Consider the following 13,911-nt stretch of genomic DNA (forward strand, 5'->3'; position numbering starts at 1 on the left):
ATGTGTATAAGAGACAGCATGGGCGTCGGGCAGGGCGGTGAACCCCTCGCCGACGCCGAGGAGATCATCGAGGCGATCACGGGCCAGCAGTCGGTCCGGACCACCTCGAAGCGCACCATCGCCGAGTTCGGGATCCGGAAGGGCGACCCGATCGGCGTGAAGGCGACGCTGCGGGGCGAGGACGCGCACGCGTTCCTCGAGACCGCGCTGGATCTGGTCGACGTCGGCCGGAGCCAGTTCGACGACACGGGTAACCTCAGCTTCGGGGTCGAGGACCACACCGACTTCCCGAGCCAGGAGTACGATCCCAACACCGGGATCTACGGCCTCGACGTGACGACGACGATCGTCCGTCCCGGCTACCGCGTCTCGAAACGCGACAAGGCGACGGGGACCATCCCCGCCCGCCACCGGATGACAGCCGAGGACGCGGCCGCGTTCCTCGAAACGAACTTCGACGTCGAGGTAACCGAATGAGCGAAGCGAACAACGACACGGGCGAGCACGCCGCGAAGCGCACCGACTCCCGGCACACGTGCCGGCGGTGCGACCGCGAGCAGGGACTCGTCGGCAAGTACGACATCAACCTCTGCCGGCAGTGCTTCCGCGAGGTCGCCCGAGACATGGGATTCGAGAAGTACAGCTGATTATGACGGGAAACGATCCATTCACAAACGCGCTCGCCGGCATGGACAACGCCGAGAGCGTTGGCCACCTGTCGTACACGGTAGAGCCCGCTTCGAACATCATCGGCTCCGTCCTCGAGGTCCTCTACGACCGCGGGTACGTCGACGGCTTCGAGTACGTCGACGACGGGAAAGCCGGGAAGTTCGAGGTCGAACTGAAAGGCGCGATCAACGAGTGTGGCGCCGTCAAGCCCCGCTACTCGGCGGGTGCGGACGAGTTCGAGAAGTGGGAGAAGCGATACCTCCCCGCCCGTGACTACGGGACGCTCATCGTCACGACGAGCCACGGCGTCATGAGCCACTACGAGGCCCGCGAAGCGGGCATCGGCGGCCAAGTGATCGCATACGTCTACTAACAATGAACAGAGTCGAAATCGAGATTCCGGACGACGTCTCCGCCGAGACCGATCACCTCGAACTCACCGTCGAGGGGCCCAACGGGAGCGTCACGCGACGCCTCTGGTACCCCGACGTCGACGTTTCCGTCGAGGACGGCGCGGTGGTCATCACCTCGGACAACGAGGACGCGAAGACCAACGCCACGGTCGGTACCTTCGAGAGCCACGTTGCCAACATGATCCACGGCGTCACCGAGGGCTGGGAGTACGCGATGGAAGTGTACTACGCCCACTTCCCGATGCAGGTGAACGTGGAGGGCGACGAGGTCGTCATCGAGAACTTCCTCGGAGAGAGCGCCGCGCGGCGCACCCCGATCCGCGGAGACACGGACGTACAGGTCGACGGCGAGACGGTCACGCTGACGGGCTCCGACAAGGAGGCCGTCGGGCAGACCGCCGCCGACATCGAACAGCTGACGAAGGTGACCGACAAGGACACGCGCGTCTTCCAGGACGGCGTGTACATCGTCGAGAAGCCCACCGGAGGTGCCTAACCAATGGCAGACGAACTGGAAGACATCAGCGGTGTCGGTCCCTCGAAGGCGGACGCCCTTCGCGAGGCCGGCTACGAGACGGTCGAGGACGTGAAGGCCGCCTCTCAGTCGGAGCTCTCCGAGGTCGACGGCGTCGGCAACGCGCTCGCAGCACGTATCAAGGCCGACGTTGGCGGGCTGGAGGTCGACGAGGAGGCGGACGCGGAGATCGAAGACGAGACGGACGAGGAGGAGGCGGCCGACGAGGCCGACGCCGACGAGACCGTCGAGACGGAGCTTCGCCCCCGCGGCCACGCTGACAAGACGCCGGAACTGGACGACGAGACCGCTCGCGCGCTCGCACAGAAGCACCGCGAGGGGAAACCGCAGTTCAACCGGCAGGACTACCACAAGAAAAAGCGGATCCCGACGTCGTGGCGCAAGCCGCGCGGCGGGCTCTCCAAGCAGCGCCGCCGCATGAAGTCGAAGGGACCGGTCGTCGAGGCCGGCTTCCGCTCGCCGACGGCGTCGCGCGACCTCCACCCGAGCGGCTTCGAGGAGGTCCGCGTTCACAACACGGACGACCTCGAAGGCGTCGACGGCGACACGCAGGCGGTGCGTATCGCCTCGAAGGTCGGCGGTCGCAAGCGCGAACTGATCGAAGACGAGGCGGAGGAGCGCGAGATCCGCGTGCTGAACCCCACCTACGTCGAAGTGGAGGTCGACGATGAGTGATCTGAAGGCGCAGAAACGGCTCGCAGCGGACGAGCTCGACGTCGGCAAGCGCCGCGTCTGGCTCGACCCCGACGCACAGGAGGAGATCGAGGACGCCATCACCCGCGAGGACGTCCGCGAACTCATCGAACAGGGGACGATCCGCGCGAAAGACGAGAAGACGAACTCGCGCGGTCGGGCCCGCGAGCGCGCCGAAAAGCGCTCGTACGGGCATCAGTCGGGCGCCGGTACCCGCAAGGGTCGCTCCGGCGCGCGGCAGGACACGAAAGACGACTGGAAGGCGCGCATCCGCGCACAGCGGGCCCGCCTGAAGGAGCTTCGCGACGAGGAAGACGTGCTCGACGCCTCCGAGTACCGCACGCTGTACAACAAAGCGAGCGGGGGAGACTTCGAGGACGTCGCCCGTCTTGAGGCGTACATTCGGACGCAGTACGGTTACGAGGTGACGGACTAATGGCGACAGGACCACGATACAAGGTGCCGATGCGGCGCCGCCGAGAGGTCCGGACGGATTACCATCAGAGGTTGCGCCTGCTGAAATCGGGCAAGCCTCGCCTGGTCGCTCGGGTGAGCAACGCTCACGTCAGGGCGCAGCTGGTGACCCCCGGATCGGACGGCGACGAGACCCACGCGGCCGCCTCCAGCGAGGAGCTCGCTGACTACGGCTGGGACGCCCCCACGGGCAACCTTCCCAGCGCGTACCTCACCGGCTTCCTCGCGGGCGCCCGCGCAGTCGACGCCGGCCTCGACGAGGCCGTCCTCGACATCGGGCTCAACACGGCGACGCCCGGCAACAAGACGTTCGCGGTACAGGAAGGAGCGATCGATGCGGGCCTCGAAATCCCGCACAACGACGACGTGCTGGCCGACTGGTCGCGCACGCGCGGCGAGCATATCGCCGACTACGCCGAGCAGCTCGACGAGCCGCTGTACAGCGGTTCGTTCGACGCCAGCGAGCTACCCGAGCACTTCGACGACGTGCTCGCGACAATCCAGGAGGACCATGAGTAGACACAACGACGGCTGGGAACCGCGGACGCGACTCGGCCGCAAGGTACAGGACGGCGATATCTCGTCGATGGAACAGGCGCTCAACTCCGGCCTCCCGATGAAGGAGGCGGAGATCGTCGACCAGCTCCTCCCGGGGCTCGAAGACGAAGTGCTGGACATCAACATGGTCCAGCGCATGACCGACTCCGGCCGCCGCGTGAAGTTCCGCTGCGTGGTCGCCGTGGGCAACCGCGACGGCTACCTCGGCTACGCGCAGGCCCGGGACGACCAGGTCGGCGGCGCAATCCAGAAGGCGATCGACGTCGCGAAGCTGAACATCATCTCGGTCGACCGCGGCTCGGGCTCCTGGGAAGACCAGCCCGGCGGCACCAACTCCCTGACCCGCACGGCGAAGGGGAAGGCCGGCTCCGTCACCGTCGAGATCAAGCCCGCCCCGCAGGGGCTGGGCCTCGCGGCCGCGGAGACGGTCCGCAACATCTTGGAGCTCGCCGGCGTCGATGACGCCTGGACGAACTCCGACGGCAACACGCGCACCACGGTGAACCTCGCGAAGGCGACGTTCAACGCACTGGAGAACGCGGCGCAGTCCCGCACGCCCCAGCACGCCCGTGAAGTCCACTACGACGAGGTGAGCGAGTGATGCAGGCGATCGTCCAGCTTCGCGGCGACGTCAACCTCAATCACGGCGTTGAAGACACGCTCGACATGCTGAATATCGGGCGCGTCAACCACGCGACGCTCGTTCCCGAGACGGACTCGTACCGCGGCATGATCACCAAAGTCAACGACGTCGTCGCGTTCGGGGAACCGAGCGTCGAAGCCGTCGCGCGAACGATCGCGCTGCGCGGTGAGCCCATCGAGGGCTCGGCCGATGTCGACGACGAGTGGATCGACGACAACACCGACTACGCCGACCTGGAGGCGCTGGCCGAAGCGCTCGTTGACGAGGAGACGACCCTGCGCGAGCAGGGCCTCTCGCCGACCCTCCGGCTCCACGCGCCCCGCGGCGGTCACGAGGGGATCAAACACCCCGTGATCGAGGGCGGCGAACTCGGGAAACACACCACCGAGGAGATCGACAGTCTCCTGGAGGCGATGCGATGACGAGCAAGAAACGACGACAGCGCGGCTCTCGCACGCACGGCGGCGGCACGCACAAGAACCGGCGCGGCGCCGGTCACCGCGGCGGCCGCGGCGCGGCCGGTCGCGCGAAACACGAGTACCACAACTACGGCCCGCTCGGCAAGCACGGGTTCAAGCGTCCCGAGGACGCCCAGACGGAGGTCCTCGAAGTGAAGATCCAGAAGCTCGACGAGGACGCGGCGCTGTACGCCGCGGACGGCCTCGCCGAGGCGGACGGCGACGCGTACGTCTTCGACGCGCGCGACGTCGTCGAGGACGGCCACGAGGCGGACGTCGTGAAGGTGCTCGGCGGCGGACAGGTCCGGCGCGAGCTTCACGTCACGGCGGACGCGTTCACGGCCGGCGCGGTCGAGCTCATCGAGGAAGCCGGCGGCGAGGCGACGCTCTCCGAGCGCGCCGAAGAGCCCGCTGACGAACCGGAAAACACTTCCGACGACGAGAACGACGAGGCGTAACATGAGCTGGAAGGAGGCCGCCGAACCGGTGCTCTCGCGGATGCCCGTCGTGGAGCGGCCCGCGGGACACGTCCCGTTCAGACGGAAGCTCACGTGGACGGCCGGAATCCTGATCGTCTACTTCTTCCTGACCAACATCAACCCCTTCGGGTTGGCGGTCGGGCAGGGGTCGGACTTCTTCGGGCAGTTCCGGTCGGTGCTCGCCGGGTCGTCCGGGTCGTTGCTACAGGTCGGTATCGGACCGATCGTCACGGCGTCCATCGTCCTCCAGCTGTTGGGCGGTGCGAACCTCCTCGGGCTCGACACGGAGAACGACCCGCGCGACCAGGTCCTCTATCAGGGCCTCCAGAAGCTGCTGGTGATCATCGTCTCCGCCCTCACGGCGGCGCCGATGGTGTTCACCGGGGGCTTCCTTCCGGCCGACGACGCGGTCGCGAGCGCGCTCGGGATCGGCACGTTCGGCGTTCAGCTGCTGATCTTCGCGCAGATCTTCGTCGGCGGCATCCTCATCCTGTTCATGGACGAGATCGTGAGCAAGTGGGGGGTCGGCTCCGGCGTCGGGCTGTTCATCATCGCGTCGGTGAGCCAACAGATCGTCGGCGGCTTCTTCAGCTTCTCCGCGCTCGGCGCGTCCGGCTTCTTCGCGAGCTGGTACGGCGTCATCGTCGGCGACATCCCGGCGTCGCTGTCGCCGTTCACGGCGGAGGGGCTCCAGAATCTGCTGTTCGACCCGGGGAACATTCTGGCGCTTTTCACCACGGTGTTCATCTTCGGGATCGTCGTGTACGCGGAGTCGGTCCGCGTCGAGATCCCGCTGTCGCACGCCCGCGTGAAGGGCGCACGCGGACGCTTCCCGGTGAAGCTCATCTACGCGTCCGTCCTGCCGATGATCCTCGTTCGCGCGCTGCAGGCGAACATCCAGTTCCTCGGCCAGATCCTCTCCTCGCAGTGGGCGGGGATGCCGGCGATACTCGGGACCTACAGCGAACAGGGACAGCCAATCTCCGGGCTGTTCTACTACCTGAACCCGATCCAGAGCCGCGGGCAGTGGATGTGGTTCCTGGGTGAGATTCCGGCGTCCGTCGAACCGTGGATGATCGCGGTCCGGCTCGCCGTCGACCTCACGTTCATGATCGTCGGCGGCGCCATCTTCGCGATCTTCTGGGTCGAGACCACCGGCATGGGGCCGGAGGCGACCGCGAAACAGATCCAGAACTCCGGGATGCAGATCCCCGGGTTCCGCCGGAACCCGCAGGTCGTCGAGAAGGTCATGGAGCGGTACATCCCGCAGGTGACCGTCATCGGCGGCGCCCTCGTCGGGCTGCTCGCCGTGATGGCGAACCTGCTTGGCACCATCGGTCAGGTCTCCGGGACCGGGCTGCTGCTGGCCGTCTCTATCACGTACAAGCTGTACGAGGAGATAGCCGAAGAGCAGCTGATGGAAATGCACCCGATGATGCGCCAGATGTTCGGCAACGAGTAGCGGACATCTACACTCCTTTCGGTTCTTTTTCGACCCTGAGCGACTGCGTCGTACTCAGCCCTCTGCCACTCGGGGGCAGTCGCAGTGACCGACTCGGACGACTTCTTCGAACGACTCGACGAGGCCGGCCAGTCGCCGACGACCGCGCTGACTCGATCCGGCCGTCAGTGAAGCAAACAGAAGCGGACGAACTCACATCACGGACACCGGGTCCACCAGTACCCTTTTGCGAGTTGGTGGGCAAGGTCATGTATGAGTCTCACTTCTGACGACTTCGAGGAGTTCGTCTCCTCGGACCCTGACGACGACGAGACGGTCCCGTTCGGACAGGCTCTGTCAGAGTTGGGACTTGACGTCGAGGTCGACTCCGTGGAGGCCGTCCGTGACGTCCGCGAACGGTTCTGAGAGCACTCCTCGACACGAACGTTCTCGTCGCAGCAGTTACCCGGGATTCCGATCGGTCTGCGGAAGCGATCGAACTGCTCGATCAGGTCGATGACCCGCTCGTTTCGGTTCTCAGTCTCTGGAACTCCGAAGCGTTCTGAGCAAAAGAAACGGTTCGAATGGGATCGAATCGACGATATCGAGAATCGAATTACCTCTCGGATGACGGTGACGTTTCCCGACGCCTCCGACATGATGGCAGCGAATCGCCGCCAATCGGAAACGCTGTTGTACCCGATGGACGCGATGATCCTCTCGGCGGCCGACGCTGCCGACGCGACTCTCGTCTCGTTTGACTCTGAACTACCCGATAGAACCCGCCTCCGAATCACTCGCTTTGGAGCGCATTCCCGATTGCCTCTCCAGCAAGACCGTATATGAGACCAACAAGACCGATGAGGAGTCCGAGATGGAGTGAACCAGGTGAGGCTACATCTCAGGGGAGAGCAGCGCAATCCCTCGGTGTACAGTCAAGAGTACCGCAAACACCTCGATGAGGACTGCTTTCTGGAGGGACATTCACTCGGGTTCAGCGCTTGTCTTAAGAAAACCCTACGGTAGATAAGTCCCCCGTACTGCGCGATTTTGAAGCCCGTCTCTCAGCGGGCAGAGTATTGAGTAACACGCGCGCTCTATTCAGCACAATCGGCTAGAACGTGTCACAGGCTGAGGATTTCAGCAGAGCGCTCGACGCGTGTCGCATGATATCTGCGTTCGTCGTCCCGGTCACCGAAGCGGTCTGTTCACCTCTTCCACCGTGACAGACAATAGTACTTCAGAATAGCGGCTTCGTCGAAGTCCGTCCGGGCGGGTTACGCGTCGTCGCGTTGGTCGGCCGCCTCGTCGTCGTCGTCCTCACCCGCCTCTTCGACTGTTTCCTCGACTTTTTCGCCGACTGTCTCCTCGACCGTCTTCTCGACCGTCTCTTCGACTTTTTCGCCCACGGTCTCCTCGACAGTCTCTTCGACGGTTTTCTCGACGGTTTCTTCGACCTTTTCGCCGACTGTCTCCTCGACCGTCTTCTCGACCGTCTCTTCGACTCTTTCGCCGACCTTCTCCTCGACGGTCTTCTCCACTGTCTCTCCGACCGTCTCCTCGACTTTCCCCGTGACCTCCTCGCTGACGGTGTTGCTGACGTTGTCGGCGACCTCGCTGACCTCCTTGTTGACGGTTTCGCCGACGCTCTTTTCGACCTCCTTGCTCACCGTCTCCTCGACCTTCTCGCCGACCGTCTCCTCGACGGTCTTCTCGACCTCCTTGCTCACCGTCTCGCCGACCGTCTTTTCGACCTCCTTGTCGACGGTCTCGCCGACGCTCTCCTCGACCTGCTTGCCGACCTGGTCCGCGACCTCGCGGGTCATCCAGTCCGGGTCGAACCGGGCCATCTTCCAGACGACGTGGATCACGTACGAGGCGAACACCCCGATCCCGAACGCGATGGCGACGTTGAACACCGGTAGCGTCGCGATGAGTACGATCGACAGGACGATCAGCGCACCGTACGCGATGTCGGTTATCGCGTCCACCCGCGCCGGACTCACCATCCCTGTCCCTCCGTATCGCCGTCGACTTCGCCGGGCCGTCCTCGCGTGGCCTCTCCGTTCATACGTCCATGTTCCGAGCCGACGGCGTAAAAGCCTCCCATTGTCGCCGCCTTCGACGCCCCCGAAGCTCTCCGGCCCCGGAGCGCGGTCCTTTTAGCCCGGATGGCCGAACCGAACGTATGGACATCGAAGAGGGCGGACTCACCGTCTCCGTCCCGGAGGCCCGCGACGGCGCTAGCGAGGGCACCGGCGGCGGCGTCTTCTTCAACCCGACCCAGGAGCTGAACCGCGACGTGACCGTCGCGACGCTGCGCGCCTACCGCGACCGCGAGCCGCGCGCGGCCTCGTACCTCGACGCGATGGCCGCCTCGGGGGTTCGGGGCGTCCGCGCCGCGGCCGAGGAGTACGACGTCACCTGCGCCGACGTCGACGCGGACGCGGTCGAACTCGCCGCCGCGAACCTCGACGCCAACGGCCTCGACGGCGAGGCGGTCCACCGCGACGTCAACGCCCTGCTGTACGACGAGGGCCCGTTCGACGTCGTCGACCTCGACCCGTACGGCACGCCGATCCCCTTCGCGGACGCGGCGTTCGCGAACGGCCGCAACCTGGTCTGTGTCACCGCCACCGACACCGCGCCGCTGTGCGGGGCCCACCTCAACAGCGGGATCCGCAAGTACGGCGCGGTGCCGCGCAACACCGACTACCACCCGGAGATGGGGCTCCGGACGCTGCTCTCCGCGCTGGTGCGGACCGCCGCGCGCTACGACAAGGCGGCGACGCCGATCCTCTCGCACGTCTCCCGGCACTACGCCCGGACCTACCTCGAACTGGAGTCCGGCGCCCGCACGGCCGACGACTGCCTCGAAGCCGTGGGACACGTCGACCAGTGTGAGGACTGCCTCTGGCGCGAGGCGACGCCGGGGCACATCGCCGACCCGGTCGAGGCCTGCCCGGAGTGCGGGAGCGACCGCGTCCTGACGGCGGGCCCGATCTGGCTCGGTCCGGTCGCCGACGCCGACTTCGCGCGCGCCGTCCGCCGGGAGGTGACCGACGAAATGGGCGAGGCGAAGCGTGCGCGCAAGCTGCTCGGCACGGTCGCGCGCGAGATCGACACCCCCACGCACTACGACCAGCACCGGCTGTACAAGGAGTGGGGCGAGCCCGCCATCGGCATGGACGAGTTCGTCGAGCGCCTGCGCGGGGCCGGCCACGAGGCGAGCCGCGCCCACTACCGCGGCACGGCGGTGAAGAGCACGGCCTCTATCCCCGAGATGCGCGAGGCGGTCCTCGGCGACGGGGCTGACTGACGGGGCCACACCCTCCCGTTTTAGTCGCGGTCGGCCGAAGCGCGTGACGTGTCTCGACACTCGCGCACCGCGTTCGGCACGGCTCGGCGCGTCGCCGACCTCGCGATCGACCGGCAGGTGACGTTCCTCGCGGCCGCCATCGCCTACTACGCGTTCGTCTCGCTCGTCCCCGCGCTCCTGCTGCTCGTCGTCGTCGCCACCGCCGTCTTCGGCGAGACCATCGCGGCGGAGCTGGTCGCGTCGACGGGCGACTTCCTCACCCCGGCCGGCGAGGAGGCGGTCGTCGCGGCCGTCTCCTCCGCCGGCGGCCGGACCGGCGCGAGCCTGCTCGGGGTCGGACTGCTGCTCTGGTCGACGCTGAAGGTGTTCCGCGGGCTCGACACGGCGTTCGTCTCCCTGTACGGCGGCGACGAGACGCCGGGTTTCCTCAGGCAGGTCGCCGACGCCGCCTCGGTCGTGGTCGGCGTCGGCGTCGGCCTCGGGGTGATGGTCGCCGTCGGCGCATTCGTCGCGGCCGCGGACGCGGTCCCGCTGGTCGAGGCGGCGAGCGTCCTCGCCCTGCCCGCCCTGCTCGCGGTCGTGTTCCTCCCGATGTACTACCTCCTCCCGCAGCCGACGATCGGCGTCCGCGAGGCGCTGCCGGGCGCGGCGTTCGCGGCGGTCTGCTGGACGCTGCTTCAGGCCGGGTTTCAGGTGTACGCCGCGGGCGCCGCCCAGTATCAGGTGTACGGCGTCATCGGCGGTATCCTCCTCTTGGTCACCTGGCTGTACCTCGCCGCCGTCGTCGTCGTGCTCGGCGGCGTGGTCAACGTGGTGCTCGCGGGGCGAGGCGACGACGGTGGCGACCCCCGAACCGGGGTCGCGGCCGACGCGCTCGGTGGCACTGACGACGCCGCGGACCGGCAGTTACAACAAGACCGCGACCGACCCACGGGTATGAACGGCGAGTCGGATCCCGACGGGGACGACGGCGAGCGGCCGCGCGGCGCGCCGGACGTCGCCGCCCTCAAAGCGGAGGTCCGGGAGCTGCGGTCGCAGCTCGACGAGTTCGAGGACGACGTGGAACGCCGCACGGTCGACAAGCCAGAGGTCGAGTCGGAGCTGAAGCGGTACGTCCGCTCGCGGATGCGCCGCGGCCACGCCCGCGGCTGGGGCCCGTACCTCGTGTTGCTGTACGGGACCGTGCTGACGCTCGCGGCGCTAACCTCGCTCGACGGGATCTACGCGGTCGGCGCCATCGTCGTCCTCGGGCTGTCGACGCTCGGCCTGTACACGATATTCGTCGTCGTCGGCATCGGCCTCAACCTGATCGAGACGCCCGGCAAGGCGCTCGACTACGCCCGCCAGCGCGGCGATGACTGATGCGGGGACCTCCGCGCCAGCGATGGCTGACGCGGCGACGCCTGCGTCCCTGATCCCCGCCGGGGTGGTGGCCGTCGAGGTGATCGACGCGTGACCGGACTCGTCGCCGCCGAGCGCGGGGTCGGCGAGACCGTCGTCGTCGACGCGCTGCCGGAGTTCGTCGTCGTCGCCTTCGCGGCCGTCACCCACCTCGCGGACCCGTGGTTCCTCTTCGCGCTGCTCGCCCTCGGCTACTGGTTCGCGGGCGACGGCGTCGCGGGGGCGCCGCGCCGCGCCGGTGCGACCGCGATCGCCGCCGTCACCTGCGCGTACGCCGCGACGGCGGTCGCCAAGGCGTGGTTCGCGGTCTCCCGACCGCCGGGCGCGATGCCCCCCGCCGATGTCCCGACGTGGCTCCCCGCGCTCCTGTCCGGGTGGTACGAGGCGCAGGTGCTCTCTGACGGCTTTGGCTTCCCGAGCGGCCACGCCACCGGCGGCGCGGCGGCGTACCTCGCGCTGGCGCTGCTGTACGACCGGTTCTGGACGGACCGCGCCCGCTACCTCGCGGCCGGCGGGGTCGCCGTCGCCGTCGCGGCCTCGCGGGTGGTCATCGAGGTCCACTACCTCGTCGACGTGCTCGCGGGGTTGGCCGTCGGCGCGGGGACGGTCGGCGTCGCGCTGTGGCTCGCCGGCGACCCGCGCGTCCGGCGCTCCACGGGCACGGAGACGGGGGCCGACCCGACCGCCGAACTGAACCCCGCCCCGGCCTTCCTGCTCGCTGCGGTCGTCTCGACGGGCGCGCTGGCCGTCGCGGTCGCGGGCGGCCACACCGGCGAGGTGGTCGAGGCGGGGATCGGGATCGCCACCGGCGCCGGTGGCGCGGTCGGCTGGCGGTTCGTCGACGGCGACGAGCCTGCGGTTCCGGTCCGGGTCGCGGCCCCCGCCCTCGCGGTCACCGGCGGGCTCTGGGTGGGCGCGTACGCGCTCGCGGGGACGCTCCCGGTGACGCTGCTCGCGACGACCGTCGCTGTGGTCGCCGTCGTCGCGCTGCCCGCGCTGCCGGCGCGGATCGGGGCGACGAGCGGCGCCCGAAACTGAGTCGTTCCCCCGGCGGTCGTCGAGTTTTTCCACGGCTGCGCACCGCAGACGAGCGCGGCGCTACCGGGCTTCGGAAAACGGAGAGAGAACGCCGCCGAATCAGTCGTCTTCGAGCGCCTGCGCGATGCGCTGGAGCTGCCGGGTCGCGTCGCGGACCTCGTCGCGGAGCTGGCGCACCTCGCGGACGAGTTCCTCGTTGCCGCCGTCGTCGCCGCGGCCGCCCTGCTCGCCGGGCGCGCCGGGGCCGCCGCCCATCCCGGGCGGGCCGCCCGCGCCGCCGGGACCGCCGCCGCCGCCCATCATGCCGGACATCATCTGCGCGAAGGGGTTGCCACCGCCCCCGCCGCCCATCCCGGGCGGGCCGCCGCCGCCCATCATCTCCTCGGGCTCGGGCCGGTCGCCCTCCTCGCGCTCCTGCTCGCGTCGCTCGCGGATCTCCTCGACGCGCTCGCGGAAGGACTTCTCTTCGCCGTCGCCGTCGCCCTGTTCGCCGGCCTCGCCGTTCTCGGGGTCGGTGGCGTCGTCGTCTGCCATGCGCCACGGTTCGGCGGCGCGGCCGAAAAGGGTTGCCGTGGCGCCCGCGACGGTGTATTTATAAGCCCGCGGCGGACCGCCGCGGAGGGGGAGTGTGACCGCCGCCCCGCCAGTGCCTCCCAAGTCGGCGTCAGGTCCGAATCAGGCGGTGGCAGTTCGGACACTCCGCAGTCTCCGTATCTCGGCCGACCGCGGGCACGCGGTCGCCGCAGTTCGGACACCGAATCCGGGTGCGGGCGTACTCCGTCCTCGAACGGGTCGGGGTTCTGTCGGTGTCGTCACCCATGTATGGTTGGTATTTACTACCATACATATGGCTTATCGACATATACCTAAAACACGATTTAGGCCGTTGAGCGCCGCGCCGGGCGTGCTCCGCACTTATTCGTGGCCAGAGACGCGGACCGGCTCGTACGGCTCCTCCAGCCACTCCATGTCGGAGTCCGAGAGGTCGATGTCGAGTGCCTCGACCGCGTCTTCGAGGTGTTCGACGCTCGTCGTGCCGACGATGGGCGCGTCGACCGAATCCTTGTGGAACAGCCACGAGAGCGCGATCTGCGCCATCTTCACGCCCTTCTCGGTTGCCAGTTCCTCGACCCGCTCGTTGACCTCGCGCCCGCCGCCCTCGCGGTACGGGTGCGCGTAGAGGTGTTCCTCGGTCTCGCCGCGGAGCGTGGCGTCGACCTCCTCGTGCGGGCGCGTCAGGTAGCCGCGTGCGAGCGGGCTCCACGGCATCACGCCGACTCCCTCCTCCTCGCACAGCGGGAGCATCTCGCGCTCCTCCTCGCGGTACGCGAGGTTGTAGTGGTTCTGCATCGTCGCGAACCGCTCGTACCCCTCCCGCTCGCTCGTATGGAGCGCCTCGGCGAACTGGTGGGCCCACATCGAGGAGGCGCCGACGTGTCGGACGTCGCCCCGTCGCACCGCGTCGTCGAGGGCGGCCAGCGTCTCCTCGATCGGCGTGTCGTAATCCCAACGGTGGATCTGATAGAGGTCGATCGTGTCCGTGCCGAGCCGGGCGAGGGAGTTCTGAAGTTCCTGTTCGATCGCCTTCCGCGAGAGCCCGCCGGAGTTGGGGTTCGACTCGTCCATCTGGAAGTACCCCTTCGTGGCGACGACGAACTCGTCGCGGTCGTACCCGTCGAGCGCCTCGCCGAGGACGCGCTCGCTCTCGCCGTTCGAGTACATGTTGGCGGTGTCGAAGAAGTTCACCCCCAAGTCTGTCTCTTATACACATCTCTGAGCGGGCTGGCAAG

At 67.8% G+C, this 13,911-nt stretch carries 18 protein-coding genes and 2 pseudogenes; 16 read left to right on the forward strand and 4 right to left on the reverse strand.

Annotated elements, in window-relative coordinates; translation table 11 throughout:
- From C463_RS03480 to C463_RS20090, 13 genes and pseudogenes are all read left to right on the forward strand, one after another.
- A complete protein-coding gene (locus C463_RS03480) occupies positions 1 to 477 on the forward strand; it encodes a 50S ribosomal protein L5 (protein WP_049905483.1) in 477 nt (158 codons plus the stop codon).
- Complete coding sequence (locus C463_RS03485) at positions 474 to 647, forward strand: 30S ribosomal protein S14 (protein WP_004597423.1); 174 nt, start codon at positions 474 to 476, stop codon at positions 645 to 647. The genes C463_RS03480 and C463_RS03485 overlap by 4 nt, the downstream gene beginning before the upstream one ends.
- A 2-nt stretch (positions 648 to 649) precedes the next feature.
- Positions 650 to 1,042: a 30S ribosomal protein S8 gene (locus C463_RS03490; protein WP_004597419.1), complete on the forward strand. Its 393-nt coding sequence runs from the start codon at positions 650 to 652 to the stop codon at positions 1,040 to 1,042.
- 2 nt (positions 1,043 to 1,044) lie between these two features.
- Positions 1,045 to 1,578: a 50S ribosomal protein L6 gene (locus C463_RS03495; RefSeq protein ID WP_008441107.1), complete on the forward strand. Its 534-nt coding sequence runs from the start codon at positions 1,045 to 1,047 to the stop codon at positions 1,576 to 1,578.
- Between the two features lie 3 nt (positions 1,579 to 1,581).
- Entirely contained in the window at positions 1,582 to 2,292 is a 711-nt protein-coding gene (locus tag C463_RS03500) for a 50S ribosomal protein L32e (protein WP_008441112.1), read from the forward strand.
- On the forward strand, positions 2,285 to 2,746 hold the full coding sequence (locus C463_RS03505) for a 50S ribosomal protein L19e (RefSeq protein WP_008441113.1): 462 nt from the start codon (positions 2,285 to 2,287) through the stop codon (positions 2,744 to 2,746). The genes C463_RS03500 and C463_RS03505 overlap by 8 nt, the downstream gene beginning before the upstream one ends.
- Positions 2,746 to 3,303 (forward strand): 50S ribosomal protein L18, encoded by a 558-nt coding sequence (locus C463_RS03510; protein ID WP_008441115.1) that lies wholly within the window; start codon positions 2,746 to 2,748, stop codon positions 3,301 to 3,303. The genes C463_RS03505 and C463_RS03510 overlap by 1 nt, the downstream gene beginning before the upstream one ends.
- On the forward strand, positions 3,296 to 3,943 hold the full coding sequence (locus C463_RS03515; RefSeq protein WP_008441116.1) for a 30S ribosomal protein S5: 648 nt from the start codon (positions 3,296 to 3,298) through the stop codon (positions 3,941 to 3,943). Before C463_RS03510 ends, C463_RS03515 begins: the two co-directional genes overlap by 8 nt.
- Positions 3,943 to 4,407 carry a 50S ribosomal protein L30 gene (locus tag C463_RS03520; protein WP_008441118.1) on the forward strand — a complete coding sequence of 155 codons (465 nt, stop codon included), beginning with the start codon at positions 3,943 to 3,945 and terminating at the stop codon, positions 4,405 to 4,407. Before C463_RS03515 ends, C463_RS03520 begins: the two co-directional genes overlap by 1 nt.
- Positions 4,404 to 4,901, forward strand: coding sequence for an uL15m family ribosomal protein (locus C463_RS03525; RefSeq protein ID WP_008441120.1), 498 nt, complete (start codon positions 4,404 to 4,406; stop codon positions 4,899 to 4,901). The genes C463_RS03520 and C463_RS03525 overlap by 4 nt, the downstream gene beginning before the upstream one ends.
- 1 nt (position 4,902) lies before the next feature.
- The gene (gene secY, locus C463_RS03530; RefSeq protein ID WP_008441128.1) at positions 4,903 to 6,384 is read left to right on the forward strand and encodes a preprotein translocase subunit SecY; all 1,482 of its coding nucleotides are present in this window, start codon (positions 4,903 to 4,905) and stop codon (positions 6,382 to 6,384) included.
- A gap of 252 nt (positions 6,385 to 6,636) precedes the next feature.
- Positions 6,637 to 6,789 carry a hypothetical protein gene (locus tag C463_RS19125; RefSeq protein ID WP_008441130.1) on the forward strand — a complete coding sequence of 51 codons (153 nt, stop codon included), beginning with the start codon at positions 6,637 to 6,639 and terminating at the stop codon, positions 6,787 to 6,789.
- Positions 6,786 to 7,209 (forward strand): annotated as a pseudogene (locus tag C463_RS20090) (type II toxin-antitoxin system VapC family toxin). The gene C463_RS19125 and the pseudogene C463_RS20090 overlap by 4 nt, the downstream one beginning before the upstream one ends.
- 431 nt (positions 7,210 to 7,640) lie before the next feature.
- Here C463_RS20090 and C463_RS03540 read toward each other — a convergent pair.
- On the reverse strand, positions 7,641 to 8,372 hold the full coding sequence (locus C463_RS03540; protein WP_008441132.1) for a hypothetical protein: 732 nt from the start codon (positions 8,370 to 8,372) through the stop codon (positions 7,641 to 7,643).
- Between the two features lie 179 nt (positions 8,373 to 8,551).
- Between C463_RS03540 and C463_RS03545 the strand changes: the two genes are divergently transcribed.
- The 3 genes from C463_RS03545 to C463_RS03555 all read left to right on the forward strand — a co-directional run bounded on the left by C463_RS03545 (position 8,552) and on the right by C463_RS03555 (position 12,121).
- A complete protein-coding gene (locus tag C463_RS03545) occupies positions 8,552 to 9,682 on the forward strand; it encodes a tRNA (guanine(26)-N(2))-dimethyltransferase (protein ID WP_008441133.1) in 1,131 nt (376 codons plus the stop codon).
- 48 nt (positions 9,683 to 9,730) lie between these two features.
- Positions 9,731 to 11,044 carry a YihY/virulence factor BrkB family protein gene (locus C463_RS03550; RefSeq protein WP_008441134.1) on the forward strand — a complete coding sequence of 438 codons (1,314 nt, stop codon included), beginning with the start codon at positions 9,731 to 9,733 and terminating at the stop codon, positions 11,042 to 11,044.
- A 90-nt stretch (positions 11,045 to 11,134) separates the two neighbouring features.
- The gene (locus C463_RS03555) at positions 11,135 to 12,121 is read left to right on the forward strand and encodes a phosphatase PAP2 family protein (RefSeq protein ID WP_008441136.1); all 987 of its coding nucleotides are present in this window, start codon (positions 11,135 to 11,137) and stop codon (positions 12,119 to 12,121) included.
- Positions 12,122 to 12,220: 99 nt separating this feature from the next.
- Here C463_RS03555 and C463_RS03560 read toward each other — a convergent pair whose 3' ends face one another.
- The 3 genes and pseudogenes from C463_RS03560 to C463_RS03565 all read right to left on the reverse strand — a co-directional run.
- Positions 12,221 to 12,655, reverse strand: coding sequence for a hypothetical protein (locus C463_RS03560; RefSeq protein WP_008441138.1), 435 nt, complete (start codon positions 12,653 to 12,655; stop codon positions 12,221 to 12,223).
- Positions 12,656 to 12,785: 130 nt separating this feature from the next.
- A complete protein-coding gene (locus tag C463_RS19135) occupies positions 12,786 to 12,941 on the reverse strand; it encodes a hypothetical protein (RefSeq protein WP_167539444.1) in 156 nt (51 codons plus the stop codon).
- Positions 12,942 to 13,036: 95 nt separating this feature from the next.
- A pseudogene (locus tag C463_RS03565) lies at positions 13,037 to 13,876 on the reverse strand (aldo/keto reductase); the annotation flags it as partial.
- Positions 13,877 to 13,911: the final 35 nt, after the last annotated feature.

It is taken from the genome of Halorubrum californiense DSM 19288, assembly GCF_000336875.1.
Classification (GTDB): Archaea; Halobacteriota; Halobacteria; order Halobacteriales; family Haloferacaceae; genus Halorubrum; species Halorubrum californiense.

Coding starts and splice junctions, on each gene's coding strand:
- C463_RS03480 (WP_049905483.1), top strand. CDS start 1: ATGTGTATAAGAGACAGCATGGGCGTCGGGCAGGGCGGTGAACCCCTC.
- C463_RS03485 (WP_004597423.1), top strand. CDS start 474: ATGAGCGAAGCGAACAACGACACGGGCGAGCACGCCGCGAAGCGCACC.
- C463_RS03490 (WP_004597419.1), top strand. CDS start 650: ATGACGGGAAACGATCCATTCACAAACGCGCTCGCCGGCATGGACAAC.
- C463_RS03495 (WP_008441107.1), top strand. CDS start 1,045: ATGAACAGAGTCGAAATCGAGATTCCGGACGACGTCTCCGCCGAGACC.
- C463_RS03500 (WP_008441112.1), top strand. CDS start 1,582: ATGGCAGACGAACTGGAAGACATCAGCGGTGTCGGTCCCTCGAAGGCG.
- C463_RS03505 (WP_008441113.1), top strand. CDS start 2,285: ATGAGTGATCTGAAGGCGCAGAAACGGCTCGCAGCGGACGAGCTCGAC.
- C463_RS03510 (WP_008441115.1), top strand. CDS start 2,746: ATGGCGACAGGACCACGATACAAGGTGCCGATGCGGCGCCGCCGAGAG.
- C463_RS03515 (WP_008441116.1), top strand. CDS start 3,296: ATGAGTAGACACAACGACGGCTGGGAACCGCGGACGCGACTCGGCCGC.
- C463_RS03520 (WP_008441118.1), top strand. CDS start 3,943: ATGCAGGCGATCGTCCAGCTTCGCGGCGACGTCAACCTCAATCACGGC.
- C463_RS03525 (WP_008441120.1), top strand. CDS start 4,404: ATGACGAGCAAGAAACGACGACAGCGCGGCTCTCGCACGCACGGCGGC.
- secY (WP_008441128.1), top strand. CDS start 4,903: ATGAGCTGGAAGGAGGCCGCCGAACCGGTGCTCTCGCGGATGCCCGTC.
- C463_RS19125 (WP_008441130.1), top strand. CDS start 6,637: ATGAGTCTCACTTCTGACGACTTCGAGGAGTTCGTCTCCTCGGACCCT.
- C463_RS03540 (WP_008441132.1), bottom strand. CDS start 8,372: ATGGTGAGTCCGGCGCGGGTGGACGCGATAACCGACATCGCGTACGGT.
- C463_RS03545 (WP_008441133.1), top strand. CDS start 8,552: ATGGACATCGAAGAGGGCGGACTCACCGTCTCCGTCCCGGAGGCCCGC.
- C463_RS03560 (WP_008441138.1), bottom strand. CDS start 12,655: ATGGCAGACGACGACGCCACCGACCCCGAGAACGGCGAGGCCGGCGAA.
- C463_RS19135 (WP_167539444.1), bottom strand. CDS start 12,941: ATGGGTGACGACACCGACAGAACCCCGACCCGTTCGAGGACGGAGTAC.